We start from the raw sequence: 25,327 nt of genomic DNA, 5'->3' as shown, positions 1-25,327 counted from the left end.
GATTCAGTACGCCTGCGCGCGCTGCTCGGTGATCACGTGCAGCAGCACGAACCGGTCGCCCTCGCGCCACAGGCGCAGCGCCTCCTCGACCGCGGCGGGCACGTCGGCGTCGCGCTCGACCGTGATGCCGTGCCCGCCGTACGCGCGGGCGAGCATGGCGAAGTCGGGATTCTCGAGCTGCGTGCCCGAGATGCGGTCGGGGTGCCGACGCTCCTGGTGCGTGCGGATCGTGCCGTACTCCTGGTTGTCGACCAGCACCACGAGCGGCGTCGCGCCGAGCTGCTTCGCGGTCGCGAGCTCCTGGCCGTTCATGAGGAACTCGCCGTCGCCGGCCACCGAGACCACCTGTCGCTCGGGGAAGTGCAGCGAGGCGGCGACGGCCGACGGGATCGAGTAGCCCATCGAGCCGTTGCCGCAGCTGACCATCGAGGGGTAGACGCGGGTGGGGAAGTAGCGGTGCGCCCAGTTCGTGTGCTCGCCGGCGCCGAAGGTGACGAGCGCGTCGCGGTCGAGCTCGGGCACGAGGTGCGCCATGACGGTGGCCATCGAGGCGCGGCCCTCGCGCGGCGCGCGGTCGGGGAGCGCGCTGAACGCGGTCTGCTGCTCGCGAAGCCGGCGGGTCCACTCGCCGCGCGCAGGGTCGGCGGCGAGCTCGATCTGCTCGAGGTCGCGCGCGAACGCGCTCGGCCGGGCGAGGATGTGATGGCTGACGGCACCGGAGCGGCCGCGCAGCGTCGGGTCGATCGAGACGAGGAAGTTGCGCCGCTCCCAGCCCTGCCGCACCAGGAAGCCGTTGGTGATCACGTCGCCGGGCAGCGTGCCGACAAACACCAGCAGGTCGCACTCCTCGAGCACGTCGAGCGTGGGCTTCGGGCGGCCGTAGCCGATCGGCCCCGCGTACGAAGGCGAGTCGAAGGGCACGATGCCCTCGGTGCGCCACTCGGCGACGGCCGGCAGCTGGTGGCGCTCGAGCCAGCGGGTGAGGCGCTGCGACGCCTCGGCGTCCCAGTCGCTGCCGCCGGTGACGAAGAGCGGCTTCTCGGCACCGGCGAGCGCATCCCGCAGCGCGTCGAGGTCGTGGCCCGTCATGCCGCCGTCGGCGACCGGCAGCTGCGGCTGCGGGTGACGCTCGATCGACTCCCGGATGACGTCCTCCGGCAGGCCGATGACCACCGGTCCCGGGCGGCCCGCGCGGGCGAGGAACAGCGCGTCGGCGACGACCTCCTGGGCGCGCTCGGCGACGTCGAGGATCACCACGCTCTTCGCCCCGGCGCCGAACCAGCCATCGACGTCGAACTCCTGGAACGCCTCCTTGTGCCGGTGCGCCAGCGGGATGAGCCCGATGAACAGCACCATCGGCGTCGAGTCCTGCCACGCCGTGTGCACACCGACGAGCGCGTTCGCGGCGCCCGGCCCGCGCGTGACCATCGCGACGCCCGGCAGCGGGCCGATCTTGCCCTCGGCCTCGGCCATGTAGGCGGCGCCGCCCGCGTGACGGCAGACCACCGTCTCGATCGACGAGTCGTGCAGGCCGTCGAGCACCTCGAGGTAGCTCTCGCCCGGCACGACGAAGGCGCGGTCGATGCCGTGCTCCTCGAGCACGCGCACGATCGCGTGCCCCGCGGTCTCGGTGGTGGGAGCGGGGACGGGAGCGGGGGCGGCGGCCGGTGCGGGCGCGGCGATGAGGTCGGTCAAGACGACTCCTGGTTTCAGCGGGGCTGCAGTTCTGGGGGGAGGGGCCAGCGCGAGTCGCGTCGTCGCGATCGGCGGATGCGGTGTCCCGCCGTCCAGGGATCGCGGACGGATGCAGGAAGAGACGGTGGTGCCGTGCTGGTACTGACGCTATGGAGGCGGTCATGCCCTTGCCGGTCAGCGGGGCGCGAAAGTTCGCCGAGTCTTTGCGGCACGGCAACTGCGGGCCTCGTTTGCAGATCCACCGTGGAACCGAGGCCCGGGACGGGCCTCGGCGCTGGCGTCGCGGCGACGACCCGAAAGGGTCGTCGCTTTCAGCTCCAGCGCGCGATGCTCCTATTGCTGTCAAGCCGCGATGAGCCATTCGCGGCCTGCCTCACCTGGGCCGCACTATTGGGAGACATGCCCTAGCCGCTGGCCAGGCAGCGCGAGTCGGAGGTAGCGCGCCGTGCAGGCATTGACGATCCGCCAGCGCTCCCGCTCCCGCGGCCGCGCGACGATCTCGGGCAGCAGTTGGCCGTTGACCATCAGGAAGTCGCCCTCCCGGCCCATCATGCGATCTGCCTCCGAAGCGGCAGCGACGGCTCCGCCGGCGAACGAGATGTCCGAGATCACGAGCACCCGCTCGCGGGCGACCGCGAGCGCGTCGTCCTCGACCACGATGGCACCGAAGAGGCCGCCGAAGATCTGATCGGCGACGTTGCCGTGGTGGTGGGGGTGATACCAGAACACGCCGCTGGGGTGGTCGCGCGGGATGTCGAAGCGGTAGTCGAACACCTCGCCGGGTGCGAGGCTGATGAGGGGATTGTCTCCGTTGCCAGTCGGGGAGACGTGGAGCCCATGCGTATGGAGATTGGTCGGCTCGCGCAGGCGGTTCTCGAGGCGGACCTCGATGCGGTCGCCCGGTCGCACGCGCCACGTCGAGGCCGGGACGCTGCCGTTATAGCCGAGCACACGCGCCCGCCGGCCGGCTATCTCGTTCTCATGCTCCGCGGCGACCAGCTCGGTGCGGAGCACGCCCCCGCGGCTTCGCAGCGAGCTCGGCTCGGCCAGCGGCCCGGAGGGCGTCGTGTCGGGCGAGATCCAGGGCAGACCCGTGCCGCCGAGCCCGAGCCCACCGACTACCACGCCCGCGGCGCCGCAGGCGCCCAGCACCAGAGCCTGGCGGCGTGTGATCGGCTCCATCAAGGAGCGTCGCGCAGGCGTGCGACTCGCTCGTCGTACTCAGCGTGGTCGATCTCGCCACGCGCGTAGCGCTCGTCGAGAATGGCGCGCGCCGATCCGCCCCGCGCGTCCGCTGGCCGGTCGCCTCCGCGGTTCAGACCGCCGGTCGCGAGCCGCACCGTCAGGACGACGAGCGCCGCGATGCCCGCGATCATCAAGAGCAGGAACACCCACCCCAGTCCCGGGCCCATGCCGCTCCAGTTGCCCATGCCGCTCCAGTTGCCCATCAACATGCTTCGACCTCCCAGTTCTCGTGCTTGAGGCGCAGTCCGGGTCGCGCCGTCACTCGTTGCCGCTGCCGACTTCGGCAAGCGCCGCGCCCAGGCGGTCCGCCGCTTCGTGTGCGACCGCTCGCAGCGCGTCGTTCCCGGTGACGCCGACCATGACCTTCGGGTCGAGCGCCTCGACGACCGACGTGCCGTCGCCGGCGTCGCGCACCGTGACGTTGCAGGGGAGCAGCAGTCCGATGGACTCCTCCGCCTGGAGCGCGCGGAGCGCAAGGGGAGGATTGCACGCGCCCAGGATCACCTGCGGGGGCATGTCGACGTCGAGCTTCGCCTTGAGCGTCGCTGCCATGTCGATCTCGGTCAGCACGCCGAATCCCTGCGTGGCGAGCGCCGCGCGGATCGCGGCGACCGCTTCGTCGAAGGGGAGGGCGACTGTCGTGGTCATGCCGTAGCTCATGGCTTGCTCCAAGCGACTCGGGGCGGGCGGGAGTCGGCCGAAGGCTTGTGCCGGCACGATCCGCGGTCCCCGCTGATGCATCCAACTATACCCCCAGGAGTATTCGAGAACAAGAGTGGATGAGCGAGGGCGGCGCCCGCCGACCCGCGTCTGTCCATCCAGGCGAGAGGCGACACGCGAGCCGTCACCGCAGCGTGTCTCAATGCCGGCGGACTGTGGCAGATCTATTCGACACCCCTGGTCGGCTGGATGCAGTCCGGTTCGCTGGTGCACGTGGCGGTCCACGCCCACCTGCTCCTCGCGGGCTACCTCCTGACGACCGCGGCCATCGGCCTCGACTCGACACCGCATCGAGCGCCTCACCTCATCACCGCAGTCGCACCCCTCGCCACGATGGCGTCGCACAGCATCCTCGCCAAGACGCTCTTCGCCACTCCTCCCGACCTGTATGCCGTCGGTGACGTGCAGCCGGCGCGCAGCTCACGTACTACGCGGGCAGCTGATCGAGGCCGCGATCGTGGCGCTCTTCTGCGCGCGCTGGTACCGAGAAGCCGGACGTCATGCGTCCCGCCGGCGGCCCGGCGGCGTGGCGGTAAGCCAAGTGCGCTGAGCTCCCCGGCGGAGGGAGCCGTCACCGGAGCGGCAGGACGCCGCGGCCCGGACCGGCGATCGAGTCGCTTCAAAGAGACCGCGTCGTACCGGCGCATGCCGCGCCATCGCTCTCCGATTCGCGGTGGAGCGTCTTGGACGTGGTGTCGGAGCCGGGAGTGTTAAGGACGTCCGGACGAGCGCAGAAAGCCTCGGGCGCCACGGGGATCTGAGCGTCCGCCGATAGCCAGGATCCGTACCCGTGCAACCCTGGGCGCATGTCGATGCCGTCCCCCATTGCATGCCGCGCGCCGCGCGAGCCGAGGCGGGGGAGCTGCTGCCGTATGACGTCGCGTGGAATGACGCCGGCGGGCTACTGCTCCTCGCCGACGTCGCCTGGACGATCGCGCTGGCGCGCCGCGGACACCGCGCAGCATCCGCACCGCCAGCCGGAGCGGATGCGGTGACGGCATCGGATCGTGGCCGATGAACTGATCCTGCTCGGCCGCGCTGGCGGGCCGATCTGCACGCGAGCTCGCCGCGGCGTTGGCGCGAGTGCGTCTCGGCGCACTGCGCCGGAGCCCTCGTCATCGGAACCGACGGCCCACGACACGTCCTCGACGACTAGCAATCGGCGAGGCAGCACGAGGGGGCGGCTGAAGCCTGCGCTCTAGCGGGGGCCTCGCTGGTCGAGCGGCTGGCGGGCTTCGGGGATGCCAAGCGTGTTGTGCTCTGCGGCGGTGGCACTGACTCGCGCGAGCAGCGATGCCGGGCACCAGCCGCGGACTGCGCCGGTGAGGAGGAGCGCAGCGCCGAGCGTGGCGGCGATGGCGAGCGGCGCGTCGTGCAGGTTGCTGAGCGCGAACGCGCCGGTCAGCGCGCCGACAGCGGCCTGCACGACGCGTTCGATGCTTCCCGGAGCGCAGACCGGGGCGCGGCGGCGGGAAGTCACGGCGCCTCGGCGGCTGCGCGCTGCTCGGCGACCTGGCGGCGCACGTCGTCCATGTCGAGCGCGCGGACGCCGGCGATGAGGCTGTCGAGCTGGGCCTGGCCCAGCGCGCCGGGCTGCGAGAAGACGAGGATCCCGTCGCGGAAGGCCATGAGCGTCGGGATGGACGTGATGCGGAACGCCGCGGCCAGCTGCTGCTGGTCCTCGGTGTCGACCTTACCGAACACGATGTCGGTGTTCGACGCGGCAGCTCGGTCGAAGACGGGCGCGAAGCTGCGGCAGGGGCCGCACCATGCCGCCCAGAAGTCGAGGAGCACCATGCCGTCGCCGGCGATGGTCGAGTCGATCGTTTCGATGGTGATGTCACGCGTGGTCATGTTCGGGGTTGCTCCCTGGATCGGTGATGGTCGGATGGGCCGGCGTCAGCGCCCGATTGCGAGGCCGGTCGCCGCTGACGCGCTCTTGAGCGCGCCGAGGTCGGTGACGTCCGCGAAGCCGGCCTCGCGCATGAGCGCGACCGCCTGTGCTGACCGGCTGCCGGACCTGCAGTGGACGAAGTAGGGCGCATCAGGGTCGAGCGAGGGCAGTGCCGCGGCGAGGTCGCCGTTCGACACGTCGAGGAGGACCGCGCCGTCGAGGTGACCGGATGCCAACTCGGGCGCGGTGCGCACGTCGATGACGACGGCGTCCGCTGGAGCTGCGACGCTGCCAGGGGGCGTCGATGCGCAGCCTGTCGTGACGGCGGCGAGCGCGAGGCCGGCGAGGCCGGCGAGCTGGGTTCTGGTCATGGTGTTCTCCGGTGAGCGGTGTCGTTCAGGTGAGCGGGAGGTGGAGCGCGAGCTGCTGCACGAGCAGCGCGACGGCCACGCTGAGCACGAGCACCGCGAATCCGGTGCGCAGTGCCCGTTCGGGGATGCGGCCGGTGAGCGCCGAGCCGAGGAAGGAGCCCGCCACGGCGATTGCGGTGAACGGCAGCACCAGCGCCCAGGGGATGTCGGGGAGTGCTGGTTGGGCCGCGAGCCCGGCGAGCGATTGCATCGCGATGACGAGCAAGGATGTGCCGATCGCGGCCGACGCGGGCAGGCCGGCGAGCAGGATCAGCGCGGGGACGATGAGGAAGCCGCCCCCCGCGCCGACCAGCCCGGCGAGTGAGCCGACAACCGTTCCGAGCACGAGGACGAGGGCGATGCGCGGCCGAGCGGGCTCCGCCCGGTCGTGACGCGGGCGCCGGCGAAGCATCGCCACCGCGGCGGCGATCATCGTGCCGGCGAGCAGCACCATGAGCACGCCTGGGGGCAGCGTGCGGCCGAGCAGCCCGCCGACGAGCGCGCCGACGACACCGGCCGCTCCGAAGACTACCCCGACACGCCAGCGCACGCGGCCCGCGCGAGCGTGCTGCAGCAGTCCGAGGGCGCTCGTCGTGCCGACGATGAGCAGTGACGACGCGATGGCGGCTCGCGGCTCCACGCCGCCGACGGCGGTCAGGATGGGCACGGCGAGGATCGAGCCGCCGCCGCCCAGCAGGCCGAGGCTGATGCCGACCAGCAGGGCGAGCGCAAGAACGGCGATGGTGGCGGTCGGCGTCATCGGGCGCCTCGATCCTCGGCGGTCAGCTGGTCGCCGGCTCGCGCCCGGTTGTCTGGAGCCACCCGAGGTAGGAGCCGTCGAGCTCGACGACGTCGACGCCGGCCCGGCGCAGTGCGCTGGCGACGACGCTGTTGCGCACGCCGCTCTGGCAGTACGTCACGACGGTGCCGTCCGCGGGCAACTCGTCGAGGTGCCACAGCGCGCGGCCGCCGCTGAGGTGCGCGGAGCCGGGGATGTGCCCGTCGGCGTGCTCGGAGCTGCCGCGCACGTCGACCAGGTTCACGTCGGCGAGGCCGTCGAGCTCCTCCGGCTGCAGCAGTCGGGGCTGCACCAGCTCGAGCCCGTCGAGGGAGCGGATGAAACCGTCGACGGCGTCGATGCCGACCCGCACGAGGTGGTCGCGCATCCGCTCCGCCTCCTCGCGGTCGTCCGCGAGGAGAACGAGCGGCCGGTGCTCCGCCTCCGGATCGTAGACCCACGCCCCGTAGGTCGCGGCCTTCGCTGCGCCCGGGATGTTGAGGGAACCGACCACGGTGCCGTCGTGCACCTGCCGGCGGTCCCGAGTGTCCACCAGGATCGCGAGGTCGCGCTCCAGGAGGTGCTGCACCTCCGCAGTGGACCGCTCGGGGAGCGGTGCGCGGGGGTGGAGCACCGCGGGGCCGGTGCGGTTCTGGGACTTCATTCGGGCGAAGTACGCGTGGGCGTCGGGCTGGCCGGAGAGTAGCTCGTCGACGAAGCCTTGCTCGTCGTCGGCGGCGAGGTAGGGAGCCCACCACGAGAAGGCGCGCTCGTAGCCGACGGTCGTCGCCGCGATCGCGCCGAGCGACTTGCCGCACGCGCTGCCGGCACCGTGCGCTGGCAGCACCTGGACGTAGTCGGGCAGTGTCAGGAAGCGGTCGCGCAGGCTCGCGAAGAGTTGGTGAGCGCCCTCGAAGCGGGTGTCGACGCCGCCGGCCGCCTCGTCGAGCAGGTCCGGTCGGCCGACGTCGCCGACGAACACGAAGTCGCCGGTGAGCATGAAGCCCGGCTCCTGGGCCTGCGCGCCGTCGGTCACGAGGAACGACAGGTGTTCGGGCGTGTGGCCGGGGGTGTGCACCGCTCGCAGCGTCACGTTGCCGACGACGATCTCGTCGCCGTCGTGCATCCGGTCGGCGTCGTCGAAGCCGGTGCCGTAGGTCCAGTCGGGTCCGCCCTCGTCGGAGACGTGCATGCGGGCACCGGTGCGCGCCGCGAACTCGCGGGTGCCTGAGAGGTAGTCGGCGTGGATATGGGTCTCGGTGACGTGCGCGATGCGCAGGCCGTGCTTGTCGGCCAGTCGCATGTACTCGTCGACGTCGCGGCGGGGGTCGATCACGATCGCCTCGCCGGTCGCCTGGCAACCGATGACGTAACTCGCCTGTGCGAGGTCCTCGTCGTAGATGCGCTCCAGCAGCATGATGCTCTCCTTGTTCGTCGTCGTCGTCGTTGTAGTCGTCAGCAGTGGCAGCGGTCGGCCGCCGGGACGCCCCCGAGGGCCTCCTCGACGTGCTGGCCGCATCCAGCCCAGCTCGGCTTGCCGCAGCGGTCGCAGGTGATGCGTGCGCACATGGTGATGTCCTCTCGTCAGTGGATCAGCGGCCGAACAGGCGCGCGAGGAAGCCGGGTCGCGAGGCCTTCGCCTCATCGATGTCGCGCTGCGTGTGCCGGCCGGGGCACCAGTCGGATGCCGGGACCGTGCGGCGCACGTCGTTCACGTGCTGGCCGCAGCCAGCCCAGGTCGTCTTCCCGCAGATGTTGCACTTCGCGGCTCTGCACATCTCGCCCTCCTGGCGGTGTCGATGAAGGTTGAATACCCCGGGGGGTATCCAAACTATACCCTGGGGAGTATGGTGGATGTCAACCCAGGAGGAATCCGATGAGCATCAGCCCAGACATCGTCGCGGCGCACGACCCGGAGGCGAAGCGCAAGATCGTGAATCGGCTGCGGCGCGCGCACGGCCAGCTGGCAGCCGTCATCGCTGCGGTCGAGGACGAGGCCCACTGCCGCGACGTCGTGCAGCAGCTCTCCGCAGTGTCGAAGGCCGTCGACCGGGCTGGCTTCCTGGTGGTCGCCGGTGCCCTGAAGGAGTGCCTAGCCGAGGAGCCGGGCGACGGCGAGCGCATCGACGAGCTGGAGAAGCTCTTCCTCTCGCTCGCTTAGAGATTCCGGCGGGCGTCTCCGTGCCTCGGTAAGCACGCCGAGCAAGTGTGGCCCTCGCCATGCTTTTCCCTGGTGGGCCGCCGAGGCAAAGAAATAGGGCCAGGTGCGAACTTCCTCCAAGGGTGGTCCCTTGGTCGAAAGTTCACACCTGACCCGTCTGTGGGTGAGTAACGGGACTTGAACCCGCGACATCCGCCACCACAAGGCGGCGCTCTACCAGCTGAGCTATACCCACCATGTGCGCGAAGCGCAACCAGGACAGCATACGACATCTCGCGACGCAATGCCGCATCGGGCGCTCTTCCGCGTGTCAGGCGGGCAGATGATCCCGGAAGCCGTCGACCACGTCCGCCGCGATCGACTGCAGCTCGTCGGTCGGGCGACCGGGCGCGTCCGTGAACGCCGCACGGCGGTAGTAGCGCAGCTCGCGGATCGACTCGAGGATGTCGGCGAGCGCCCGGTGCCCCCCGGCCTTCTCGGGCGACTGGAAGTAGACGCGCGGGAACCAGCGGCGCGAGAGCTCCTTGATGCTCGACACGTCGATCGAGCGGTAGTGCAGGAAGCCGTCGAGCGTGGGCATGTAGCGCTGCAGGAACATGCGGTCGGTGCCGATCGTGTTGCCGCCGAGCGGCGCGGAGCGCTCCAGCGGCACGAAGCGCTGCACATAGGCGAGCACCTCGAGCTCGGCCTCGGCGAGGCTCTTGCCGTGGGGCAGCTCGAGGTCGAGCCCGCTCGTCGCGTGCATCTGCCGCACGAAGTCGTTCATCTGCTCGAGCGCCGCATCGGAGGGCTTGATCACCACCTGCAGACCGGGGTCGAGCACCTCGAGCTCGAAGTCGGTGACGACGACCGCCACCTCGACGAGCTCGTCGACCGCGGGGTCGAGTCCCGTCATCTCGCAGTCGATCCAGACGATTCGATCACTCGCAGCCACGCGCTGAGTCTATGCGCGCGGCACCGCAGGTCACGCGAGCAGCGAGAGCAGCTCGTCGTGGTCGATGTCGGCGAGCGTGCCGATCGTGCGCTCGGCGGGCACCGGCGACGACGGCAGCTGCGTCGTCAGGAACCAGAGCCGGGCACCCGCGGCGACGACCGACTGCGCGCCGCTGCGCGAATCCTCGAAGGCGATGCAGGCGGATGCGTCGGCACCGAGACGTCGTATCGCGAGCGCGTAGGGCTCGCGGTCGGGCTTCGAGCGCTCCACGTCGTCGGCCGAGACGGCGAAGCGGAGGGCGCCCTCCGGCGCGGCCTCGAGCAGCGCCTGCGCGTTGCCGGCGGTCGCGTTCGTGACGAGCGCCGCGGGGACGCCGGCGTCGGCCACGCGCTGCAGCAGCGCGAGGCTGCCGGGCAGCCACGGCACGTCGTCGCGCACCGCGTCCGCGACAGCGGAGGCCACGGTGTCGATGATCGACGCGCGGTCGAGCGCGACGCCGCGGTCACGCATCCGGTCTGCCCATTCGATCATGGGGCGCCCCGTCGTCCAGTGGGCGTCCTCGGTGGTCCACTCGATGCGGTGGATCTTCGCGAAGGCGCGCATCTGCTCGTGCCACACGGGCTCCGAGTCGATGAGCGTGCCGTCCATGTCGAACAGGAGTGCGGCGGTCATGGCACCAGCCTGCCACGGCGGTCGGTCCGGGCTCGTCAAGGCGATCACCGGCTCCGTGACCGAGCTGCGGGCGCCTGATCACCAGCGGAAGCGCGACGTCGTGCGGGAACGCCGACCAGGCCATCGCCGTCCCCGGCGTGATGACGCGCAGCAGCCCCCGCCCGCTGCGTCCGCCCACGAGTCGGGCCCGGGTGCGTAGCCAACGTCGTGGTACTTCGCGAACGCGACCGAGCGCCGATCGCCGAGCCCCGACGCAAGCAGGCTGAGCGATCGCCCGACGCCGAGCTGCGCGAGCGCCAGCCGGTAGATTGGGTGGGCCCCCGTAGCTCAGCGGATAGAGCAGAGGCCTTCTAATCCTTTTGTCGCGGGTTCGACTCCCGCCGGGGGCGCGTCCGCACGATCTGTCAGTGCTGCACTCTAGCCTTCGCCCATGAAACGCTGCTCGCGGTGCCAGACCGAGAAGCCTGTCGGCGAGTTCAACCGAGGCCCGCGCAACAAGGACGGCCGGCATTCGTACTGTCGTGCGTGCCAGAAGGCTCACTACCGGGACAACGCGGTTCGGCACAAGGCGAACGTACGGCGTATCAGGAAAGCTCGGCGCAAGCAGGCGCTCGACGCGATCATGATCCAGTTCTCCAACGGCTGTGTGGACTGTGGCTGCAAGGACATCCGAGTGCTGGAGTTCGACCATGTGCGCGGCGTGAAGGTCGCCAGCGTCGGAAGCATGGTGCGAAGAGGGCGTTCGTTGGCCATGATCCAGGCGGAGATGGCGAAATGCGAAGTGCGCTGTCGGAATTGCCATGCGATCGTGACGATCGAGCGCCGAGGGGTGTCGTGGCATGAGGCCTACTTGCCGAGCCTGTCAGGGCGACGACCGTAGGCTGTCTGGGTGCTCGCTTCTCTCACTCAGACCGCCGCCGACTCCGGCGACCTCACCGGCGTCGCCGGCTGGGCCGTCGGCCTGATGGAGGCGATCGGCGCTCCCGGCGCCGCCCTCGCGATCGCGGCCGAGAACCTCTTCCCCCCGATCCCCAGCGAGGTGATCCTGCCGCTCGCCGGCTTCACCGCTGCGCAGGGCGGGTTCACGATCGCCGAGGCGATCATCTGGACGACGCTCGGCTCGGTCGTCGGTGCCCTCGTGCTCTACCTGCTCGGGCGCTGGCTCGGTCACGAGCGGCTGGCCGCGATCGCGCGGAAGATGCCGCTGGTGCGCGCCAGCGACATCGACAAGACGACCGCCTGGTTCGCGAAGCACGGGTGGAAGACGGTGCTGTTCGGAAGGTTCCTGCCGATCTTCCGCAGCCTCATCTCGATCCCGGCAGGCATCGAGCGCATGCCGGTGCTGCTGTTCCTGGGCCTGACGCTCGTCGGCTCGGCCATCTGGAACACGATCTTCATCATGATCGGCGTGACGCTGGGCCGGAACTACCACGCGATCGAGCCGTACATGGACTGGCTGCAGTGGGTCGTGATCGGCGGCGTCGTGCTGGCGATCGTGATCCTCGTGGCGCTGCGGATGCGTCAGAACCACCGGGAGGGCAAGCACCTGCTCCACGGCGAGTGACTCGCCTCGACGGCAGGCCCGCTGCACCGGCGCTCCGCTGCCTGCGCCGGCGGCCGGTCACGGCCCGGTGAAGCATGCGAGGGCGTCGTCGAGCGCCCAGCCCGAGCCGATCGGCAGCATCGCGGTGCCGCCCGGCAGCAGCCTGCGCGCCTCGAAGCGCGAACCGGCGGGGCCGTCGACCCTCGCGATGTAGCCGAGGGCGAGACCGGATGCGCTGACCACGCGCCAGAGGTCGTCGCGCACGCGCCGGGTGGCGACGTGCGCCGCCTGCGGGGCGGTGCGACGCTGTGCAGTCGACATGATGGCCATGACGCTCCTCTCGATGCCGCAGACGCTACGTCAGGCCGCCCACACAGGCGGGAGGGCTAGGCTCGGAGCATGCAGGAGATCGTGCTCGCCGGTGGTTGCTTCTGGTGCCTGGACGCCGCGTACCGCGTCGTCGACGGCGTCGACGACGTCGTCTCCGGCTACACCGGCGGTGAGCCGGCCCACCCCAGCTACGAGGCCGTGTGCACCGGCCGCACCGGGCACGCCGAGGCCGTGAAGGTCGTCTACGACGAGGCGCGCCTGCCGACGCAGGTCGTGCTCGACATGTTCTTCACGATGCACGACCCGCGCCAGCTGAACCGCCAGGGCAACGACGTCGGCACGCAGTACCGCTCGGCGATGTTCTACCGCGACGAGGCGGAGCGCGAGCTGTTCGAGGCCGCGATCGAGCGCGCGGGCGAATGGTGGCCGGGCGAGATCGTGACGACGCTCGAGCCGCTGGGCGCCTTCTACGACGCCGAGGAGTACCACCAGGACTTCTTCGCGAAGAACCCCACGCAGGGCTACTGCCTCGCCGTGGCAGCGCCGAAGGTCAACAAGATCCGGGCTGGCTTCGCCGACTACCTGCGCGTCTGAGCGCCCGCCCGCGCAGCGGGTTCTCCACAGGCCGGCCGCCTGCCCGCACACGGCGGGCGCGCGGCGACGCATGCTCGGCCCCATGAACGATGCAATCACCGTCGTCGGGTCCCTCGGAGGCGACCCGGCGCTGAAGTCCGTCAACGGAGACCAGGTGGCCGAGTTCCGGCTCGGCTGCACCGCCCGCCGCAAGGAGGGCGACCAGTGGGTCAACGGCCACACCAACTGGTACTCCATCGAGGCGTGGGGCAAGATCGCGCCGAACGTCGTCGAGTCGCTCCGCAAGGGCGATGTCGTCATGGTGCTGGGCAAGCTGAAGGTCGACCAGTGGGAGTCGGGCGACAAGCGCGGCACGAGCGTGCGGATCCGTGCCGAGCACATCGGCCACTCGCTGCGCGTCGGGCCGTCGCGTCGGGAGCGTCGCGCGGTCGACCCGGCCCTCGAGCATGCCGGCGAGGCGGAGCACGCGCTGCCCAGCGGCGAGCCGCAGCGTGAGCTGCAGCTCGCCGGGCAGTCCGACTGGGGCGCGCCGCGGCCCGACGACGAGCCCGTCTTCTGAGCCTGGACGACGCCGCGCCAGCCATAGGCTGGAGCGACTCATCCGGCACCGAAGGAGGGCGCGTGCGCCAGCTTGCCGCAGTCGCGCTCGTGGCAGCGCTCGCGCTCGCGGGCTGCACGCCCGCCGAGCCGCAGCCCACCACGCCCTCGACCGAGGCGACGTCCGGCAGTGCAGCCCCGGGGTCGGTCCCGACCGACCCCGGGGTCACGGCGCCCGCCACCGATGCCGCCACCGACCCGCAGCTCGACGCGTTCCGCGCCGCGCTCGAGGGGCAGTCGCCCGCGCAGCCCGATGCGCTGGTCGCCGCGGTCGAGGCCGCGGGCTTCGAGCGCTCGGCGATCGAGCGCACCCACGAGCGCGATTCGCTCGACCAGCCCGTGACGTTCGTCGAGATCGCGGTGCTGCTGGGGGAGAGCTGCCTCATCGGCCAGGTGGGCGACGGCGAGCCGCTCGCGCTGCGCGTCGCCGCGCTCGGCGGGGGGCGATGTCTGGTCGGCGACGTGATCGCCCTAGACTGAGGGCATGGCCGAGTACATTTTTTCGATGGTCCGCGCCCGCAAGACCGTGGGCGACAAGGTGATCCTCGACGACGTCACGACCGCGATCATCCCGGGCGCCAAGATCGGCGTCGTCGGGCCGAACGGTGCGGGCAAGTCGACGATCCTCAAGATCATCGCCGGGCTCGACACCCCGTCGAACGGCGAGGCGAAGCTCTCGCCCGGCTACTCCGTCGGCATCCTCATGCAGGAGCCCGAGCTCGACGAGTCGAAGACGGTGCTCGAGAACGTGCAGGAGGCCTTCGGCCACCTGACGGTGAAGCTCGCCCGCTTCAACGAGATCTCCGCAGAGATGGCGAACCCCGACGCCGACTTCGACGCGCTGATGGCCGAGATGGGCACGCTGCAGGAGGAGATCGACGCCGCCGACGCGTGGGATCTCGACTCCCAGCTCGAGCAGGCCATGGACGCGCTGCGCTGCCCGCCGGGCGACTGGCCCGTCACGAACCTCTCCGGTGGAGAGCGCCGTCGCGTCGCGCTCTGCAAGCTGCTGCTCGAGAAGCCCGACCTGCTGCTGCTCGACGAGCCCACCAACCACCTCGACGCCGAGAGCGTGCTGTGGCTCGAGCAGCACCTCGCGAAGTACCCCGGCGCCGTCATGGCCGTCACGCACGACCGGTACTTCCTCGACCACGTCGCAGGCTGGATCTGCGAGGTCGACCGCGGCCGCCTCTACCCCTACGAGGGCAACTACTCGACCTACCTGGCGAAGAAGGCCGAGCGCCTCCAGGTGCAGGGCAAGAAGGACGCGAAGCTCGCGAAGCGCCTCTCCGAGGAGCTCGACTGGGTGCGCAGCAACCAGAAGGGCCGCCAGGCGAAGTCGAAGGCCCGCCTCGCCCGCTACGAGGAGATGGCGACCGAGGCCGAGCGCACCAAGAAGCTCGAGTTCGACGAGATCCAGATCCCGCCGGGCCCGCGCCTGGGCTCGATCGTGCTGGAGGCGAAGGGCATCGAGAAGGGCTTCGACGACCGCCAGCTCATCGATGGCCTCTCGTTCACGCTGCCGCGCAACGGCATCGTCGGTGTCATCGGCCCGAACGGCGTCGGCAAGACGACCCTCTTCAAGTCGATCGTCGGGCTCGAGCCGCTCGACGGCGGCGACCTGAAGATCGGCGAGACCGTCAAGCTCAGCTACGTCGACCAGGGCCGCTCGAACATCGACCCGAACAAGAACCTGTGGGAGGTCGTCTCCGACGGGCTCGACTACATCCAGGTCGGCAACGTCGAGATCCCCTCGCGCGCCTACGTCAGCAAGTTCGGCTTCAAGGGGCCCGACCAGCAGAAGAAGGCCGGGGTGCTCTCCGGCGGTGAGCGCAACCGCCTCAACCTGGCGCTGACGCTCAAGCAGGGCGGCAACCTGCTGCTGCTCGACGAGCCCACCAACGACCTCGACATCGACACGCTCTCGAGCCTCGAGAACGCACTGCTCGAGTTCCCCGGCTGCGCGGTGGTGATCACCCACGATCGGTGGTTCCTCGACCGCATCGCGACGCACATCCTCGCCTACGAAGGCACCGACGAGAACCCGGCCTACTGGCACTGGTTCGAGGGCAACTTCGAGGCGTACGAGGAGAACAAGATCGAGCGCCTCGGGCCCGAGGCCGCGAAGCCGCACCGCTCGGCGTACCGGAAGCTCACGAGGGACTGATGCGCCTCGCGGTGCCGGTCCGGGTCCGCTGGTCGGATCTCGACGCCTACGGGCACGTCAACAACGCCTCGTTGCTGACGCTGCTCGAGGAGGCCCGCATCTCGGCGTTCTGGGCGGGCGGGCCCGAGGGCTCGCCCTCCACCGCCATCCTCGAAGCCGGGGCCGGCGCCACGAGCATCACGGTGATCGCCCGGCAGGAGGCCGAGTACCTCGGCCAGATCCCGCACCACCGGGAGCCGATCGTGGTCGACACCTGGATCGGTCAGATGGGCGGCGCCAGCATGGTCGTCTGCTACGAGGTGCTCTCGCCCGACCGCACCGAGGTGTACGCGCGGGCATCGACGACCGTGGTGATGCTGGATGCGTCGACGGGCCGACCGCGTCGGCTCACCGACGCGGAGCGCGCGGCCTGGGAGCCGTACCTCGAGGCGCCGATCGCGTTCCGCCGCAGCTGAGCGCTGCACCGGCGCGAGCACGAAGGGTGCGGCGACGCGCGGTAGCGACATCTGACAACAGGGTCGGTAGACTGGGCGGGCACCGTCGCACAGCCCCTGAGGAGCTCCACCATGACCGACACCGTCGTCGAGACCACCGAGCAGACCGAAGCACCGACCCGCATCCCGCACTGGGTCGCCGGCCAGCGCCGTGAGGGCCACGGCCGCACCGCGCCCGTCTACAACCCGGCCCTGGGCCGCGTCGTCTCCGAGGTCGGCCTCGCGAGCGCCGACGAGGTCAACGAGGCCATCGCGACCGCGAAGGCCGCCTTCCCGGCATGGCGCGACCTGTCGATCGCGAAGCGCCAGTCGATCATGTTCCGCTTCCGCGAGCTGATCGTGCAGCGCAAGGACGAGCTGGCCGCCATCGTCACGCGCGAGCACGGCAAGGTGCACTCCGACGCGCTGGGCGAGATCGCCCGCGGCATCGAGGTCGCCGAGCTCGCCACCGCGTTCCCGCTGCTCACCAAGGGCGAGTACTCCGAGAACGCCTCGACCGGCGTCGACGTCTACTCGCTGCGCCAGCCGCTCGGCGTGGTCGGCATCATCAGCCCGTTCAACTTCCCGGCGATGATCCCGCTGTGGTTCGCGCCCGTCGCGCTCGCCGCCGGCAACGCGGTCGTCATCAAGCCGAGCGAGAAGGACCCGTCGGCGGCGGTGTTCATCGCCGAGCTCTTCCAGGAGGCCGGTCTGCCTGACGGCGTGCTCACCGTCGTGCACGGCGACAAGGAGGCGGTCGACACGCTGCTGACCCACCCGGACGTGCAGGCCATCTCGTTCGTCGGCTCGACGCCGATCGCCGAGTACGTCTACGAGACCGGCTCCAAGCACGGCAAGCGCGTGCAGGCCCTCGGCGGCGCCAAGAACCACATGCTGGTGCTGCCCGACGCCGACCTCGACGTCACAGCCGACGCGGCAGTGAACGCGGGCTTCGGCTCGGCGGGGGAGCGCTGCATGGCGATCTCGGTCGTCGTCGCCGTCGACTCGATCGCCGACGAGCTGACCGCCAAGATCAAGGAGAAGATGGCGGCGATCCGCACCGGCGACGGCACGCGCGACAACGACATGGGCCCGCTCATCACCGGCGCCCACCGCGACAAGGTCGCCGGCTACATCCAGACCGCGAGCGACGACGGCGCCGACGTGGTGGTCGACGGGCGCGATCCCGAGGTCGACGGCGACCCGAACGGGTTCTGGCTGAAGCCGACGCTCATCGACAACGTGCCCACCGACTCCGCCGCGTACAAGGAGGAGATCTTCGGACCGGTGCTGTCGGTCGTGCGCGTCGCCTCGTACGAGGAGGGCCTCGAGCTCATCAACAGCAACCCGTACGGCAACGGCACGGCCATCTTCACGAACGACGGCGGCGCTGCGCGGCGCTTCCAGAACGAGGTGCAGGTGGGCATGGTCGGCATCAACGTGCCGATCCCCGTGCCGGTCGGCTACCACTCGTTCGGCGGCTGGAAGCGCTCGATCTTCGGTCAGGGCAAGGCCTACGGCAAGCACGCGTTCGAGTTCTACACGCGCGAGAAGGTCATCACGAGCCGCTGGCTCGACCCGAGCCACGGCGGCCTGAACCTGGGCTTCCCGCAGCACGACTGACCGAGTGCGACGGCCCTCCTCCTCCGGGGAGGGGCGCCGTTTCGCTATGCGGGCCGCCGCACCGCCAGGATCAGCGAGGTGCCGTACTCGCCGGTCGCGGGGTTGAGCTCGTCGTCGACGTGCCGGCCCTCGACCGCCATGCCGATGCGCTCGGCGACCTTGCGCGAGCCCACGTTCTCCTCGTCGAGGTGCGCCATCACGCGGTGGGCGCCGAGCGCGAAGGCCAGCTCCAGGGCAGCCCGCGCCGCCTCGGTCGCGACGCCCTTGCCCTGCACCGCCTGCGAGACGGTCCAGCCCAGCTCCGCCTGGCGGCTGCCCAGGCTGGTGATGCGCACCATCAGGTCGCCGACGAGCGCGCCGTCGAGCTCGATGCCCAGCTGCACGGCGTCGCCGTCGCGCAGGAACACCGGGGCGCCGCCGGCGGTCCACGCCATCAGCTCGGCCTCGGTCTGGTCGGCGTTGTAGGTCCAGCGCCGCTGACCGGGGGCGTTGCGGTAGGCGCGCACGGCCTCGAGGTCGTCGGGCCGCAGCAGCCGCAGCACCAGGCGCTCGGTGCGCAGCGGCAGCGCTGCCCGCATGGTGCGCATCGCCTCGGCGGGTGCGATCGGCTGCACGGGCATCAGGCTTCGCCGCCGTCGGCCGGCACCCGCACCATGCCCTCCTGGGCGACGGTCGCGACGTGCGTGCCGTCGGCGGTGTAGACGTGCCCGTGGCTGAGACCACGGCCGCCGCCCGACGAGCTGGTCTCGAGCTCGAGCAGCAGCCACTCGTCGACGCGCGCCGGGCGGTGCCACCACACGGCGTGGTCGAGGCTCGCCGCCTTGAGGCCCGGCGTCGTCCAGGCGGCGCCGTGCATGCGCACGATCGGCTCGAGGATCGCGTAGTCCGAGAGGTAGGCGAGTGCCGCGCGGTGCAGCGCATCGTCGTCGGGCAGCCGATCCTTCGCCTTGATCCAGACGTGCTGCTTGCCGTGCCGCGCCCGCTGGGGATCGGGCAGGTAGACCGGCCCCTCGACGTGACGGATGTCGAACGGGCGCGCGATGACGGCGCGCGCCTGCGGGTGGCCGGCGTAGGGCGCCAGCAGGTCCTCCGAGCTCGACAGCTCCTCCGGTCGCGGCAGCCCCTGCGGCATCGGATGCTGCGAGCTGGGTCCGTCGTCGAGGTCCTGGAACGACGAGATCATCGACATGATCGGCACACCGTTCTGGTAGGCCTGCACCCGTCGCGTCGAGAACGAGCGCCCGTCGTGGATCCGCTCCACCGAGAAGGTGATCGGCAGCTGGTCGTCGCCGGGCCGCACGAAGTAGCCGTGCACCGAGTGCACGCTGCGGTCGGCCGCGACGGTGCGCTGGCCCGCGACCACGGCCTGCGCCATCACCTGCCCGCCGAAGACCCGCCCGAACGGCATGGGGTGGCTGTTGCCGGTGTAGATGTCCTCGCTGGTGCGGGCGCCCGTGTCGGTGAGGTCGAGGGTGTCGAGCAGCATGCGGATGCGGTCGGTCATGCGGTTCCTCTCAGCCGGTGCCGAGGCGAGCGCTCTGGGCGCCCCTCGGGCTCGGCCTAGTCTAGAGAGCGCATGCACGCCATCCTCGCCCTCGACGACCGCTCGCGCGCCGACCTCGTCCTGCTGCTCGACCGGGCCGCCGTCTTCGGCGACGGCACGGTGCGACTGGTGGCCGACGGCGACGTGGCGCTCCTCACGACGCCCCTCACCGCATCCGCGGGTCTGCTCGACACCGGGCCGACGATCCTCGTCGCTCGCGCATCCCGCATGCGCGCGCCCGCCCGCTTCGACGGCGTGGTCGCGCTGGCCGCGCTGCGCGACGCGCTGCAGCAGGGGGCCGACATCGAGATCCCGGATGCCGTGGGTCGCCCCGCGTGGGCCGCGGTCTCGCCGCCGCGGTCGGGCTGGGCGCTCGCGGGCGACGTCGAGCCCGCGGTGGTGCGCGAGCTGGCGACGCAGGCGGCCTCCGACGTCGAGGCGGCGCTGCCGGTCTCACCCGGCGAGGCGGTGCGGCGGCGCGCCGAGCGCGCGGTGTGGGCGCGGGTCGTCGACCCGAGCGGCTTGACCGCGGGCCAGGCGGCGGCGCTCGTCGCCATGCGGTTCCTGGGCGACGCGCCCGTGCGGGTCACCGAGTCGGGCGGGTGGGTGCGCGCCTCGGGCCGTGCCGGCGAGGTGCTCGCCCGCTAGCGTCGATCGCGGCGCCTCGATCGGCGCACGTGCAGCAGCATCGCGATGCCCGGCGCCAGCAGCACGACCGCCGCGGCCGGGAAGAGCATCGACCGGGGGTTGCCGGTCAGCGCGAGCATCAGCCCGCCCCACAGGAGCGCGAGGCAGCCGAGCAGCGTGCAGACGAGGCCGGCGATCAGCAGCGGCGCGTGCGCCGAGGCCGCCGACGACCCGACGGCGCGCGCGTCGGGCACCAGCTGCGCAGCGTCGCCGACGGTGGGCGGCGCTGCCGCGGGGGCGGCGGCGCCGACGAGCTCGCGTGCGCTGCCGAGCCGCCGCAGCACCGAGGCGACATCGGCCTCCTCGTCGAGGGCGTCCGCGAGGTGCTCGCGGATCTGCGCCTGCAGCCGCTCGCGCTCGAGCGGCGGCAGCACCGCCGCCTCGCGCTCGAGATCGCGCAGGTACAGCTCGGCCTCGAGGGGCAGCGTCGCGTCGGTCATGGCGTCATCCTTCGTTCGGCGGGGCGAGGATCGTCTCGACGGCGCGCGCGAACACCGGCCAGTCCCCGCGGAAGGCGGCGAGCTCGTCGCGGCCCGCGGCGGTCAGCCGGTAGTAGCGGCGAGGGCGATCGAGGTCGGAGACGACCCACTCGCTGGCGATCGCGCCGGATTCCTGCAGCCGGGTCAGCAGCGGGTAGACGGTGCCCTCGCTGGCCACGAGGTCGAGCGCCGACAGCTCGCGCACGATCTCGAGCCCGTAGCGCTCACGCCGCTCGAGCAGCGCCAGCACGAGTGGCCCGAGCACGCCGCGGCGCAGCTGGGGAGCCGCCGACGGTGCTGTCATGCACCGCACGATACCTTGCGACGCACAGCAAGTCGAGCGCGCGGCGCTACCGGTCCAGCAGCTCCCGCAGACCTGCGGGCACGAGGTCGAGCTCGGGGTCGTCGAAGCGGGCTTCGGGGAGCCACCACACCGGGTGCCCGGCGTCCGTGGTCGACGGGAGCGACGCATCCGCCCCCGCCTCGACGGCGAAGACGAAGACGTGCTCGTGCAGGGTGCGGCCGGCGAACGGGAAGACGTTCTCGAGCACGCCGAGCAGCCGGGGCCCGGTGACCTCGAGCCCGAGCTCCTCGAGCAGCTCGCGCACGACCGTGTCGGCGGCCAGCTCGCCCGGCTCGATGCCGCCGCCTGGCGGGCGCGCGAGCGTGCGGCCGGTCGACGGATCCACGGCGCTCGTCACGAGCAGGGCGCCCGCCGCGTCGCGCACGACCGCGATGGCGATGGGGCGGATGCGCTCGGCCGGCTCGGCGGTCACAGCACGTCGAGGTCGGGGATCGCGCGCAGCTCCTTGACCATGCCGCCGCCGTTCGGCGACCACACCCACGGGTGCATCGAGCGGGTGTCGGCGTGCTTGCGGCCACCGGCGAGCAGCGCCTCCTGCGGGGAGAGCTCGCGGATCGCGACCGCCCGCACGTTCTGCGGGTGCGCGTTCGCGAACTCGCCGTAGAGCTCCTCGTCGTGCTGGCCGTTGTCGCCGACCAGCAGCCACTTCATCTGCGGGAACTCGCGCGCGAGCCGACGCAGCTCGGCGCGCTTGTGCTCCTTGCCCGAGCGGAAGAAGCGGTCGTGCGTGGGCCCCCAGTCGGTCAGCAGCAGGCTGCCCGAGGGGTAGAGGTTGCGGGCGAGGAAGCGCGTGATCGCCGGCGCCGCGTTCCAGGCGCCGGTCGAGAGGTAGATGAAGGGGCTGCCCGGGTTGGCCTGCGACAGCCGCTCGTAGAGCACCGCCATGCCGGGCACGGGGGTACGGCCGTGCTCGTCGAGCACGAAGGCGTTCCAGGCCGCCAGCAGCGGGCGGGGGAGCGACGTCACCATCACGGTGTCGTCGATGTCGCTGACGATCCCGAAGCGGGTGTCCGGGTGCACGACGAACACCGGCGCCTCGACGGGCGCGGAGCCGGCGACCGAGACGGTCACCGTCTGCCAGCCGGGCTCGAGGCGGATGCGCACGATCGCGTCGACCACGCCGCCGCGGTCGGCCGTGACCACGTGCGTCGTGCCGGCGCCCGAGATCGTGACGTCGACGTCGTTGAGCGTCAGCGAGGTGAACGAGCGCCAGCCGCGCACGTCCTCGTACTGCGCGCCGCGCTCGCCGCCGGGCTCGACCAGCAGCACGCGCGCGAGCACGCGCACCCAGCCGTCGCCGCCGTAGCCGGGATACGAGACGATGGCCGGCAGCCTGCCCGAGCGCAGCGCCCCGGCCTCCCGCTGCTCGTGCACCCAGTCCTCGATGCGTGCGGCGGTGTGCTTGATCGGCTCAGGGATCAGGGCGAGCGGCACCAGCTCCTCCATGCACGACCCCCGATCCGCGAAACCCGAGACGACCCTACTGGGTGACCGATGGCCTACGCGGAGACGGGTGCGATGAGCTCGGGTCCGGTCTCGCGCACGTTGCCGACGCGGCGATCGACCTCGTGCATCGACAGCGACTCGATGACCTGCGGCGCCTCCGCCACGACCGCCTCGAGCGCGGCTTCGCCGTCCTCGCTCGGATCGAGCCACGCATCCCGCATCTCGGGCGAGACGACGAGCGGCATGCGCTCGTGGATCGCGGCGAGCTCGCCCGCCGACGCGGTCGTGAGGATGCTCGTCGACAGCAGCCAGGTGCCGTCGGGCTGCTTCCACCAGGCATACAGGCCGGCGAACGAGATCGGCGCGTCGTCGTGGATGTAGAAGGCCGTCTTCGCGTCGCCGTGCTTCTGCCACTCGTACCAGCCATCGGCCGGCACCAGCGCGCGACGCCCCTGCACCGCGTCGCGGAACATCGGCTTCTCGGCCGCCGTCTCGCTGCGGGCGTTGAACGCGCGGACGCCCACCGACACGTCGTCGGCCCACGCCGGCACCAGCCCCCAGCGCGCCGCCTCGAGCCGGCGGATCGGCGGGGAGTCGTCGCGAGGCTGCGGCTCGACGACGATCGGCACCGTCTCGGTCGGCGGGATGTTCCAGTTCGCCTCCGGGAGCCCGTCGCCCTGCTCGTCGATCTCGAACAGCGCGACCAGGTCGCTCGCGGGAGTGGCCATCACGTAGCGTCCGCACATAGGCGACATGCTCTCACCTGTGACCCATCCATGCGCGATGATGTGCACATGAACGATCGACGCACCGTCGCACCTTCGGTCACCGTGAGGCACGAACCGGTGCAGGCGCGTGCCGCGCTGCGCATCGAGGCGCTGCTCGACGCTGCGGCCGCCGTCGTCGTCGAGCACGGCATCGAGCACCTCACGACCGCGCTGGTGGCGGAGCGCGCCGGCGCGTCGATCGGCACGGTCTACCGCTACTTCCCCGACCGCGTTGCCGTGCTGGTGGCCCTGGCCGAGCGCAACCTCGAGCGGCTCCGCCTGGCGCTCGAGCGCGTGCTGATGGCCGAGCAGCCGTCGGTCGCCGCGACCATCGACGCGATGCTCGGCGCGATGGTCGACACGTTCCGCGACGTGCCGTCGTTCCGCTCCCTGCGCGCCGGCGAGGGGCTCGACCTCGGGCCGGTCAGCCGCGACCCCGTGGTGCCGATGTTCGTCGGCGACGTCGCCGAGCACCTGCACGAGCGCTGGGGGATCGAGTTCGACGACGCGCAGCGCAACGAGCTCGAGGTGGCGATCGGAGTGCTCGACGCGCTGGTCACCTATGCCTTCCTGCACGACGCCGACGGCGATCCGCGCTATCTCGAGCTCGGCGCCGAGCTGCTCCACCAGCGGCTGCGCGCCATCATCCCCGGGCTGCCGGAGGCATCAGCGCCGCAGCCTTGAGGGCGTCCTCATAGGTATCTGATATCGACGGCGTGTCGTTCGCGTTCAGCCTCCCTTCAGCGTTGAATGGGTATCGCGAAAGGTGGTTGCATGCCCGTGATGCCGCTCCTGCAGGAGCTCGACCCGCTGGTGCTCTCGCAGTGGCAGTTCGGGCTCACCACGATCTACCACTTCCTCTTCGTGCCGATCACCCTCGGCATGGTGTGGCTGACCGCCGGGTTCCAGACCGCGTGGATGCGCACCGCCAAGGTCGAGTACCTCCAGCTGACCCACTTCTTCGGTCGGCTCTTCCTCATCAACTTCGCCATCGGCGTCGCGACCGGCATCGTGCAGGAGTTCCAGTTCGGGATGAACTGGTCGGACTACTCCCGCTTCGTCGGTGACGTGTTCGGCGCCCCGCTGGCGTTCGAGGGCCTCATCGCCTTCTCGTTCGAGGCCACGTTCATCGGCCTGTGGATCTTCGGCTGGAACCGCCTGTCGCCCAAGCTGCACCTGCTGACGATCTACATGGTGGCGCTGGGCTCGATGGCGAGCGCGTACTTCATCCTCGCCGCGAACGCGTTCATGCAGAACCCGGTCGGCTTCGCCGTGAACGAGGCGCGCGAGCGCGCCGAGCTCACCGACATCGGCGCGGTGCTCACCAACCCGGTGCTGCTCGCGTCGTTCCCGCACACGATGTTCGCCGCCGTCATGGTCGCGGGCGCCGTCATGGTGGGCGTCTCGGCCTGGCACCTGAAGCGCGGCCAGCACATCGACATGATGTACAAGTCGCTGCGCGTGGGCCTGTGGAGCGTCATCGGCGGCGGCATGCTCACCTTCATCACCGGCGACATGGTCTCGATCGCGATGGTCGCCGCGCAGCCGATGAAGATGGCCGCGGCCGAGGGCCTCTACAACACCGCATCCGGCTACGACGCCTCGTTCTCGCTCTTCACGCTCGGCACGCCCGATGGCGAGCACGAGCTCTTCTCGGTGCGGGTGCCCTACCTGCTGGCACTGCTGTCGACCCACGACCCGTTGGGCACCGTCGAGGGCATCAACGACCTGCAGGCCGAGTACACCGCGCTCTGGGGCGAGGGCGACTACAAGCCGATCATCTGGGTGACCTACTGGTCGTTCCGCTGGATGATGGGCCTCGGCTTCCTCGCCTTCGCGATCGCCGCCGTCGGCCTGTGGGTCACGCGCAAGCGGCGCGTCACCCAGCCCAAGTGGGTGTGGAACGTGGCGATCTGGAGCCTGCCCCTGCCGCTGCTGGCCATGACCGTGGGCTGGATCTTCACCGAGATGGGCCGACAGCCGTGGCTGGTCTTCTCGCAGATGCGCACCGAGGACGGCGTGAGCCCCGGTGTCACCGGCGTCGAGGTGCTCATCTCGCTCATCGCCTTCACCCTCATCTACGGCATCCTCGGCGTCATCGAGTTCCGCCTCATGCAGAAGGCGGCGCAGAAGGGCCCGGTGGAGGCGCCCGAGCTCGACGACACCGGCAAGCCGTCCCAGCCCGTCACGGTCTACTAGGAGGCG

General features: G+C 71.1%; 33 protein-coding genes and 2 tRNA genes. 14 read left to right on the top strand and 21 right to left on the bottom strand.

The window, feature by feature from the left end; genetic code table 11:
• Window positions 1-3: 3 nt before the first annotated feature.
• The 4 genes from Q9250_RS12700 to Q9250_RS12685 all read right to left on the bottom strand — a co-directional run bounded on the left by Q9250_RS12700 (window position 4) and on the right by Q9250_RS12685 (window position 3,681).
• Window positions 4-1,683, bottom strand: a complete 1,680-nt coding sequence (locus Q9250_RS12700; protein WP_306233994.1) for a thiamine pyrophosphate-dependent enzyme — start codon at window positions 1,681-1,683, stop codon at window positions 4-6.
• Between the two features lie 399 nt (window positions 1,684-2,082).
• Entirely contained in the window at window positions 2,083-2,877 is a 795-nt protein-coding gene (locus tag Q9250_RS12695; protein ID WP_306232235.1) for a multicopper oxidase family protein, read from the bottom strand.
• Window positions 2,877-3,149: an SHOCT domain-containing protein gene (locus tag Q9250_RS12690; protein ID WP_306232234.1), complete on the bottom strand. Its 273-nt coding sequence runs from the start codon at window positions 3,147-3,149 to the stop codon at window positions 2,877-2,879. The genes Q9250_RS12695 and Q9250_RS12690 overlap by 1 nt, the downstream gene beginning before the upstream one ends.
• Window positions 3,150-3,198: 49 nt before the next feature.
• Window positions 3,199-3,681 (bottom strand): DUF302 domain-containing protein, encoded by a 483-nt coding sequence (locus tag Q9250_RS12685; protein ID WP_306232233.1) that lies wholly within the window; start codon window positions 3,679-3,681, stop codon window positions 3,199-3,201.
• Between the two features lie 69 nt (window positions 3,682-3,750).
• On the opposite strand from Q9250_RS12685, the gene Q9250_RS14205 reads away from it, so the two are divergent.
• Window positions 3,751-4,374, top strand: coding sequence for a cytochrome c oxidase assembly protein (locus tag Q9250_RS14205; RefSeq protein WP_083428857.1), 624 nt, complete (start codon window positions 3,751-3,753; stop codon window positions 4,372-4,374).
• 484 nt (window positions 4,375-4,858) lie between these two features.
• Here Q9250_RS14205 and Q9250_RS12680 read toward each other — a convergent pair whose 3' ends face one another.
• The 6 genes from Q9250_RS12680 to Q9250_RS12655 all read right to left on the bottom strand — a co-directional run bounded on the left by Q9250_RS12680 (window position 4,859) and on the right by Q9250_RS12655 (window position 8,520).
• The gene (locus Q9250_RS12680) at window positions 4,859-5,140 is read right to left on the bottom strand and encodes a YgaP-like transmembrane domain (protein WP_016465082.1); all 282 of its coding nucleotides are present in this window, start codon (window positions 5,138-5,140) and stop codon (window positions 4,859-4,861) included.
• Window positions 5,137-5,514 (bottom strand): thioredoxin family protein, encoded by a 378-nt coding sequence (locus tag Q9250_RS12675; RefSeq protein WP_016465083.1) that lies wholly within the window; start codon window positions 5,512-5,514, stop codon window positions 5,137-5,139. The genes Q9250_RS12680 and Q9250_RS12675 overlap by 4 nt, the downstream gene beginning before the upstream one ends.
• A 45-nt stretch (window positions 5,515-5,559) precedes the next feature.
• Window positions 5,560-5,925, bottom strand: a complete 366-nt coding sequence (locus Q9250_RS12670; RefSeq protein WP_016465084.1) for a rhodanese-like domain-containing protein — start codon at window positions 5,923-5,925, stop codon at window positions 5,560-5,562.
• Between the two features lie 25 nt (window positions 5,926-5,950).
• Window positions 5,951-6,724 carry a sulfite exporter TauE/SafE family protein gene (locus tag Q9250_RS12665; protein ID WP_033107195.1) on the bottom strand — a complete coding sequence of 258 codons (774 nt, stop codon included), beginning with the start codon at window positions 6,722-6,724 and terminating at the stop codon, window positions 5,951-5,953.
• Window positions 6,725-6,746: 22 nt separating this feature from the next.
• The gene (locus tag Q9250_RS12660) at window positions 6,747-8,159 is read right to left on the bottom strand and encodes an MBL fold metallo-hydrolase (protein WP_033107194.1); all 1,413 of its coding nucleotides are present in this window, start codon (window positions 8,157-8,159) and stop codon (window positions 6,747-6,749) included.
• Window positions 8,160-8,334: 175 nt separating this feature from the next.
• Window positions 8,335-8,520: a hypothetical protein gene (locus tag Q9250_RS12655; protein ID WP_016465088.1), complete on the bottom strand. Its 186-nt coding sequence runs from the start codon at window positions 8,518-8,520 to the stop codon at window positions 8,335-8,337.
• A gap of 98 nt (window positions 8,521-8,618) precedes the next feature.
• Between Q9250_RS12655 and Q9250_RS12650 the strand changes: the two genes are divergently transcribed.
• A complete protein-coding gene (locus Q9250_RS12650; RefSeq protein ID WP_016465089.1) occupies window positions 8,619-8,903 on the top strand; it encodes a metal-sensitive transcriptional regulator in 285 nt (94 codons plus the stop codon).
• A gap of 162 nt (window positions 8,904-9,065) precedes the next feature.
• On the opposite strand, the gene Q9250_RS12645 is transcribed toward Q9250_RS12650, so the two are convergent.
• From Q9250_RS12645 to Q9250_RS12635, 3 genes are all read right to left on the bottom strand, one after another.
• Window positions 9,066-9,138: transfer RNA gene (locus Q9250_RS12645), tRNA-His, on the bottom strand.
• Between the two features lie 75 nt (window positions 9,139-9,213).
• Complete coding sequence (gene orn / locus Q9250_RS12640) at window positions 9,214-9,837, bottom strand: oligoribonuclease (RefSeq protein ID WP_306232232.1); 624 nt, start codon at window positions 9,835-9,837, stop codon at window positions 9,214-9,216.
• A gap of 30 nt (window positions 9,838-9,867) precedes the next feature.
• On the bottom strand, window positions 9,868-10,509 hold the full coding sequence (locus Q9250_RS12635; RefSeq protein WP_306232231.1) for an HAD family hydrolase: 642 nt from the start codon (window positions 10,507-10,509) through the stop codon (window positions 9,868-9,870).
• 316 nt (window positions 10,510-10,825) lie between these two features.
• Here Q9250_RS12635 and Q9250_RS12630 point away from each other — a divergent pair.
• The 3 genes from Q9250_RS12630 to Q9250_RS12620 all read left to right on the top strand — a co-directional run bounded on the left by Q9250_RS12630 (window position 10,826) and on the right by Q9250_RS12620 (window position 12,073).
• A tRNA-Arg gene (locus Q9250_RS12630) sits at window positions 10,826-10,898 on the top strand.
• Window positions 10,899-10,939: 41 nt separating this feature from the next.
• Window positions 10,940-11,389 (top strand): hypothetical protein, encoded by a 450-nt coding sequence (locus Q9250_RS12625; RefSeq protein ID WP_306232230.1) that lies wholly within the window; start codon window positions 10,940-10,942, stop codon window positions 11,387-11,389.
• A gap of 9 nt (window positions 11,390-11,398) precedes the next feature.
• Window positions 11,399-12,073 carry a DedA family protein gene (locus tag Q9250_RS12620; RefSeq protein ID WP_422665046.1) on the top strand — a complete coding sequence of 225 codons (675 nt, stop codon included), beginning with the start codon at window positions 11,399-11,401 and terminating at the stop codon, window positions 12,071-12,073.
• Window positions 12,074-12,130: 57 nt separating this feature from the next.
• Here the strand turns inward: Q9250_RS12620 and Q9250_RS12615 are convergent, their stop codons facing one another.
• Window positions 12,131-12,382, bottom strand: coding sequence for a hypothetical protein (locus Q9250_RS12615; protein WP_306232229.1), 252 nt, complete (start codon window positions 12,380-12,382; stop codon window positions 12,131-12,133).
• A gap of 69 nt (window positions 12,383-12,451) precedes the next feature.
• Here Q9250_RS12615 and msrA point away from each other — a divergent pair, with 69 nt between their 5' ends.
• The 6 genes from msrA to Q9250_RS12585 all read left to right on the top strand — a co-directional run bounded on the left by msrA (window position 12,452) and on the right by Q9250_RS12585 (window position 17,836).
• Window positions 12,452-12,976, top strand: a complete 525-nt coding sequence (gene msrA, locus Q9250_RS12610) for a peptide-methionine (S)-S-oxide reductase MsrA (RefSeq protein WP_306232228.1) — start codon at window positions 12,452-12,454, stop codon at window positions 12,974-12,976.
• An 82-nt stretch (window positions 12,977-13,058) separates the two neighbouring features.
• On the top strand, window positions 13,059-13,535 hold the full coding sequence (locus tag Q9250_RS12605; protein ID WP_306232227.1) for a single-stranded DNA-binding protein: 477 nt from the start codon (window positions 13,059-13,061) through the stop codon (window positions 13,533-13,535).
• A gap of 62 nt (window positions 13,536-13,597) precedes the next feature.
• The gene (locus Q9250_RS12600) at window positions 13,598-14,053 is read left to right on the top strand and encodes a DUF6993 domain-containing protein (RefSeq protein WP_306232226.1); all 456 of its coding nucleotides are present in this window, start codon (window positions 13,598-13,600) and stop codon (window positions 14,051-14,053) included.
• 4 nt (window positions 14,054-14,057) lie between these two features.
• Complete coding sequence (gene ettA, locus Q9250_RS12595) at window positions 14,058-15,740, top strand: energy-dependent translational throttle protein EttA (RefSeq protein ID WP_306232225.1); 1,683 nt, start codon at window positions 14,058-14,060, stop codon at window positions 15,738-15,740.
• The gene (locus tag Q9250_RS12590; protein ID WP_306232224.1) at window positions 15,740-16,195 is read left to right on the top strand and encodes an acyl-CoA thioesterase; all 456 of its coding nucleotides are present in this window, start codon (window positions 15,740-15,742) and stop codon (window positions 16,193-16,195) included. The genes ettA and Q9250_RS12590 overlap by 1 nt, the downstream gene beginning before the upstream one ends.
• Before the next feature lie 111 nt (window positions 16,196-16,306).
• Window positions 16,307-17,836: a CoA-acylating methylmalonate-semialdehyde dehydrogenase gene (locus Q9250_RS12585; RefSeq protein ID WP_306232223.1), complete on the top strand. Its 1,530-nt coding sequence runs from the start codon at window positions 16,307-16,309 to the stop codon at window positions 17,834-17,836.
• A 44-nt stretch (window positions 17,837-17,880) separates the two neighbouring features.
• Here Q9250_RS12585 and Q9250_RS12580 read toward each other — a convergent pair whose 3' ends face one another.
• Window positions 17,881-18,450 (bottom strand): GNAT family N-acetyltransferase, encoded by a 570-nt coding sequence (locus tag Q9250_RS12580; RefSeq protein WP_306232222.1) that lies wholly within the window; start codon window positions 18,448-18,450, stop codon window positions 17,881-17,883.
• A 5-nt stretch (window positions 18,451-18,455) separates the two neighbouring features.
• The gene (locus Q9250_RS12575; RefSeq protein ID WP_306232221.1) at window positions 18,456-19,340 is read right to left on the bottom strand and encodes an acyl-CoA thioesterase; all 885 of its coding nucleotides are present in this window, start codon (window positions 19,338-19,340) and stop codon (window positions 18,456-18,458) included.
• Window positions 19,341-19,412: 72 nt separating this feature from the next.
• Here Q9250_RS12575 and Q9250_RS12570 point away from each other — a divergent pair, with 72 nt between their 5' ends.
• The gene (locus Q9250_RS12570) at window positions 19,413-20,027 is read left to right on the top strand and encodes a DUF8185 domain-containing protein (protein ID WP_306232220.1); all 615 of its coding nucleotides are present in this window, start codon (window positions 19,413-19,415) and stop codon (window positions 20,025-20,027) included.
• On the opposite strand, the gene Q9250_RS12565 is transcribed toward Q9250_RS12570, so the two are convergent.
• The 5 genes from Q9250_RS12565 to Q9250_RS12545 are packed head-to-tail and all read right to left on the bottom strand — an operon-like array spanning window position 20,024 to window position 23,083.
• Window positions 20,024-20,506 (bottom strand): HAAS signaling domain-containing protein, encoded by a 483-nt coding sequence (locus Q9250_RS12565; RefSeq protein WP_306232219.1) that lies wholly within the window; start codon window positions 20,504-20,506, stop codon window positions 20,024-20,026. The genes Q9250_RS12570 and Q9250_RS12565 overlap by 4 nt on opposite strands.
• 4 nt (window positions 20,507-20,510) lie before the next feature.
• Window positions 20,511-20,849: a PadR family transcriptional regulator gene (locus Q9250_RS12560; protein WP_306232218.1), complete on the bottom strand. Its 339-nt coding sequence runs from the start codon at window positions 20,847-20,849 to the stop codon at window positions 20,511-20,513.
• Window positions 20,850-20,895: 46 nt separating this feature from the next.
• Window positions 20,896-21,321, bottom strand: coding sequence for an NUDIX domain-containing protein (locus Q9250_RS12555; protein WP_306232217.1), 426 nt, complete (start codon window positions 21,319-21,321; stop codon window positions 20,896-20,898).
• On the bottom strand, window positions 21,318-22,355 hold the full coding sequence (locus Q9250_RS12550) for an App1 family protein (protein ID WP_306232216.1): 1,038 nt from the start codon (window positions 22,353-22,355) through the stop codon (window positions 21,318-21,320). Before Q9250_RS12550 ends, Q9250_RS12555 begins: the two co-directional genes overlap by 4 nt.
• Window positions 22,356-22,408: 53 nt before the next feature.
• Window positions 22,409-23,083: an SOS response-associated peptidase gene (locus Q9250_RS12545; protein WP_422665045.1), complete on the bottom strand. Its 675-nt coding sequence runs from the start codon at window positions 23,081-23,083 to the stop codon at window positions 22,409-22,411.
• A gap of 66 nt (window positions 23,084-23,149) precedes the next feature.
• On the opposite strand from Q9250_RS12545, the gene Q9250_RS12540 reads away from it, so the two are divergent.
• Both Q9250_RS12540 and Q9250_RS12535 read left to right on the top strand, forming a co-directional pair.
• The gene (locus tag Q9250_RS12540; RefSeq protein WP_306232214.1) at window positions 23,150-23,806 is read left to right on the top strand and encodes a TetR/AcrR family transcriptional regulator; all 657 of its coding nucleotides are present in this window, start codon (window positions 23,150-23,152) and stop codon (window positions 23,804-23,806) included.
• 99 nt (window positions 23,807-23,905) lie between these two features.
• Entirely contained in the window at window positions 23,906-25,321 is a 1,416-nt protein-coding gene (locus Q9250_RS12535) for a cytochrome ubiquinol oxidase subunit I (protein ID WP_306232213.1), read from the top strand.
• The last annotated feature ends 6 nt before the right edge of the window (window positions 25,322-25,327 follow it).

Origin of the sequence: Agrococcus beijingensis, assembly GCF_030758955.1 — a bacterium.
GTDB classification, from domain to species: Bacteria; Actinomycetota; Actinomycetes; order Actinomycetales; family Microbacteriaceae; genus Agrococcus; species Agrococcus beijingensis.
This window is presented reverse-complemented; position numbering and strand designations above follow the sequence as displayed.

Bases quoted from the DNA above. Each gene is read 5' to 3' on its own strand.
- Q9250_RS12535 (WP_306232213.1), top strand. From the start codon at position 23,906: ATGCCGCTCCTGCAGGAGCTCGACCCGCTGGTGCTCTCGCAGTGGCAG.
- Q9250_RS12585 (WP_306232223.1), top strand. From the start codon at position 16,307: ATGACCGACACCGTCGTCGAGACCACCGAGCAGACCGAAGCACCGACC.
- Q9250_RS12650 (WP_016465089.1), top strand. From the start codon at position 8,619: ATGAGCATCAGCCCAGACATCGTCGCGGCGCACGACCCGGAGGCGAAG.
- Q9250_RS12590 (WP_306232224.1), top strand. From the start codon at position 15,740: ATGCGCCTCGCGGTGCCGGTCCGGGTCCGCTGGTCGGATCTCGACGCC.
- Q9250_RS12695 (WP_306232235.1), bottom strand. From the start codon at position 2,877: ATGGAGCCGATCACACGCCGCCAGGCTCTGGTGCTGGGCGCCTGCGGC.
- Q9250_RS12615 (WP_306232229.1), bottom strand. From the start codon at position 12,382: ATGGCCATCATGTCGACTGCACAGCGTCGCACCGCCCCGCAGGCGGCG.
- Q9250_RS12675 (WP_016465083.1), bottom strand. From the start codon at position 5,514: ATGACCACGCGTGACATCACCATCGAAACGATCGACTCGACCATCGCC.
- Q9250_RS12565 (WP_306232219.1), bottom strand. From the start codon at position 20,506: ATGACCGACGCGACGCTGCCCCTCGAGGCCGAGCTGTACCTGCGCGAT.
- Q9250_RS12540 (WP_306232214.1), top strand. From the start codon at position 23,150: ATGAACGATCGACGCACCGTCGCACCTTCGGTCACCGTGAGGCACGAA.
- Q9250_RS12670 (WP_016465084.1), bottom strand. From the start codon at position 5,925: ATGACCAGAACCCAGCTCGCCGGCCTCGCCGGCCTCGCGCTCGCCGCC.
- Q9250_RS12635 (WP_306232231.1), bottom strand. From the start codon at position 10,509: ATGACCGCCGCACTCCTGTTCGACATGGACGGCACGCTCATCGACTCG.
- Q9250_RS12655 (WP_016465088.1), bottom strand. From the start codon at position 8,520: ATGTGCAGAGCCGCGAAGTGCAACATCTGCGGGAAGACGACCTGGGCT.
- Q9250_RS12575 (WP_306232221.1), bottom strand. From the start codon at position 19,340: ATGACCGACCGCATCCGCATGCTGCTCGACACCCTCGACCTCACCGAC.
- Q9250_RS12545 (WP_422665045.1), bottom strand. From the start codon at position 23,083: ATGGCCACTCCCGCGAGCGACCTGGTCGCGCTGTTCGAGATCGACGAG.
- Q9250_RS12665 (WP_033107195.1), bottom strand. From the start codon at position 6,724: ATGACGCCGACCGCCACCATCGCCGTTCTTGCGCTCGCCCTGCTGGTC.
- Q9250_RS12560 (WP_306232218.1), bottom strand. From the start codon at position 20,849: ATGACAGCACCGTCGGCGGCTCCCCAGCTGCGCCGCGGCGTGCTCGGG.
- Q9250_RS12660 (WP_033107194.1), bottom strand. From the start codon at position 8,159: ATGCTGCTGGAGCGCATCTACGACGAGGACCTCGCACAGGCGAGTTAC.
- Q9250_RS12550 (WP_306232216.1), bottom strand. From the start codon at position 22,355: ATGGAGGAGCTGGTGCCGCTCGCCCTGATCCCTGAGCCGATCAAGCAC.
- Q9250_RS12605 (WP_306232227.1), top strand. From the start codon at position 13,059: ATGAACGATGCAATCACCGTCGTCGGGTCCCTCGGAGGCGACCCGGCG.
- Q9250_RS12625 (WP_306232230.1), top strand. From the start codon at position 10,940: ATGAAACGCTGCTCGCGGTGCCAGACCGAGAAGCCTGTCGGCGAGTTC.
- Q9250_RS12570 (WP_306232220.1), top strand. From the start codon at position 19,413: ATGCACGCCATCCTCGCCCTCGACGACCGCTCGCGCGCCGACCTCGTC.
- msrA (WP_306232228.1), top strand. From the start codon at position 12,452: ATGCAGGAGATCGTGCTCGCCGGTGGTTGCTTCTGGTGCCTGGACGCC.
- ettA (WP_306232225.1), top strand. From the start codon at position 14,058: ATGGCCGAGTACATTTTTTCGATGGTCCGCGCCCGCAAGACCGTGGGC.
- Q9250_RS12690 (WP_306232234.1), bottom strand. From the start codon at position 3,149: ATGTTGATGGGCAACTGGAGCGGCATGGGCAACTGGAGCGGCATGGGC.
- Q9250_RS12685 (WP_306232233.1), bottom strand. From the start codon at position 3,681: ATGCATCAGCGGGGACCGCGGATCGTGCCGGCACAAGCCTTCGGCCGA.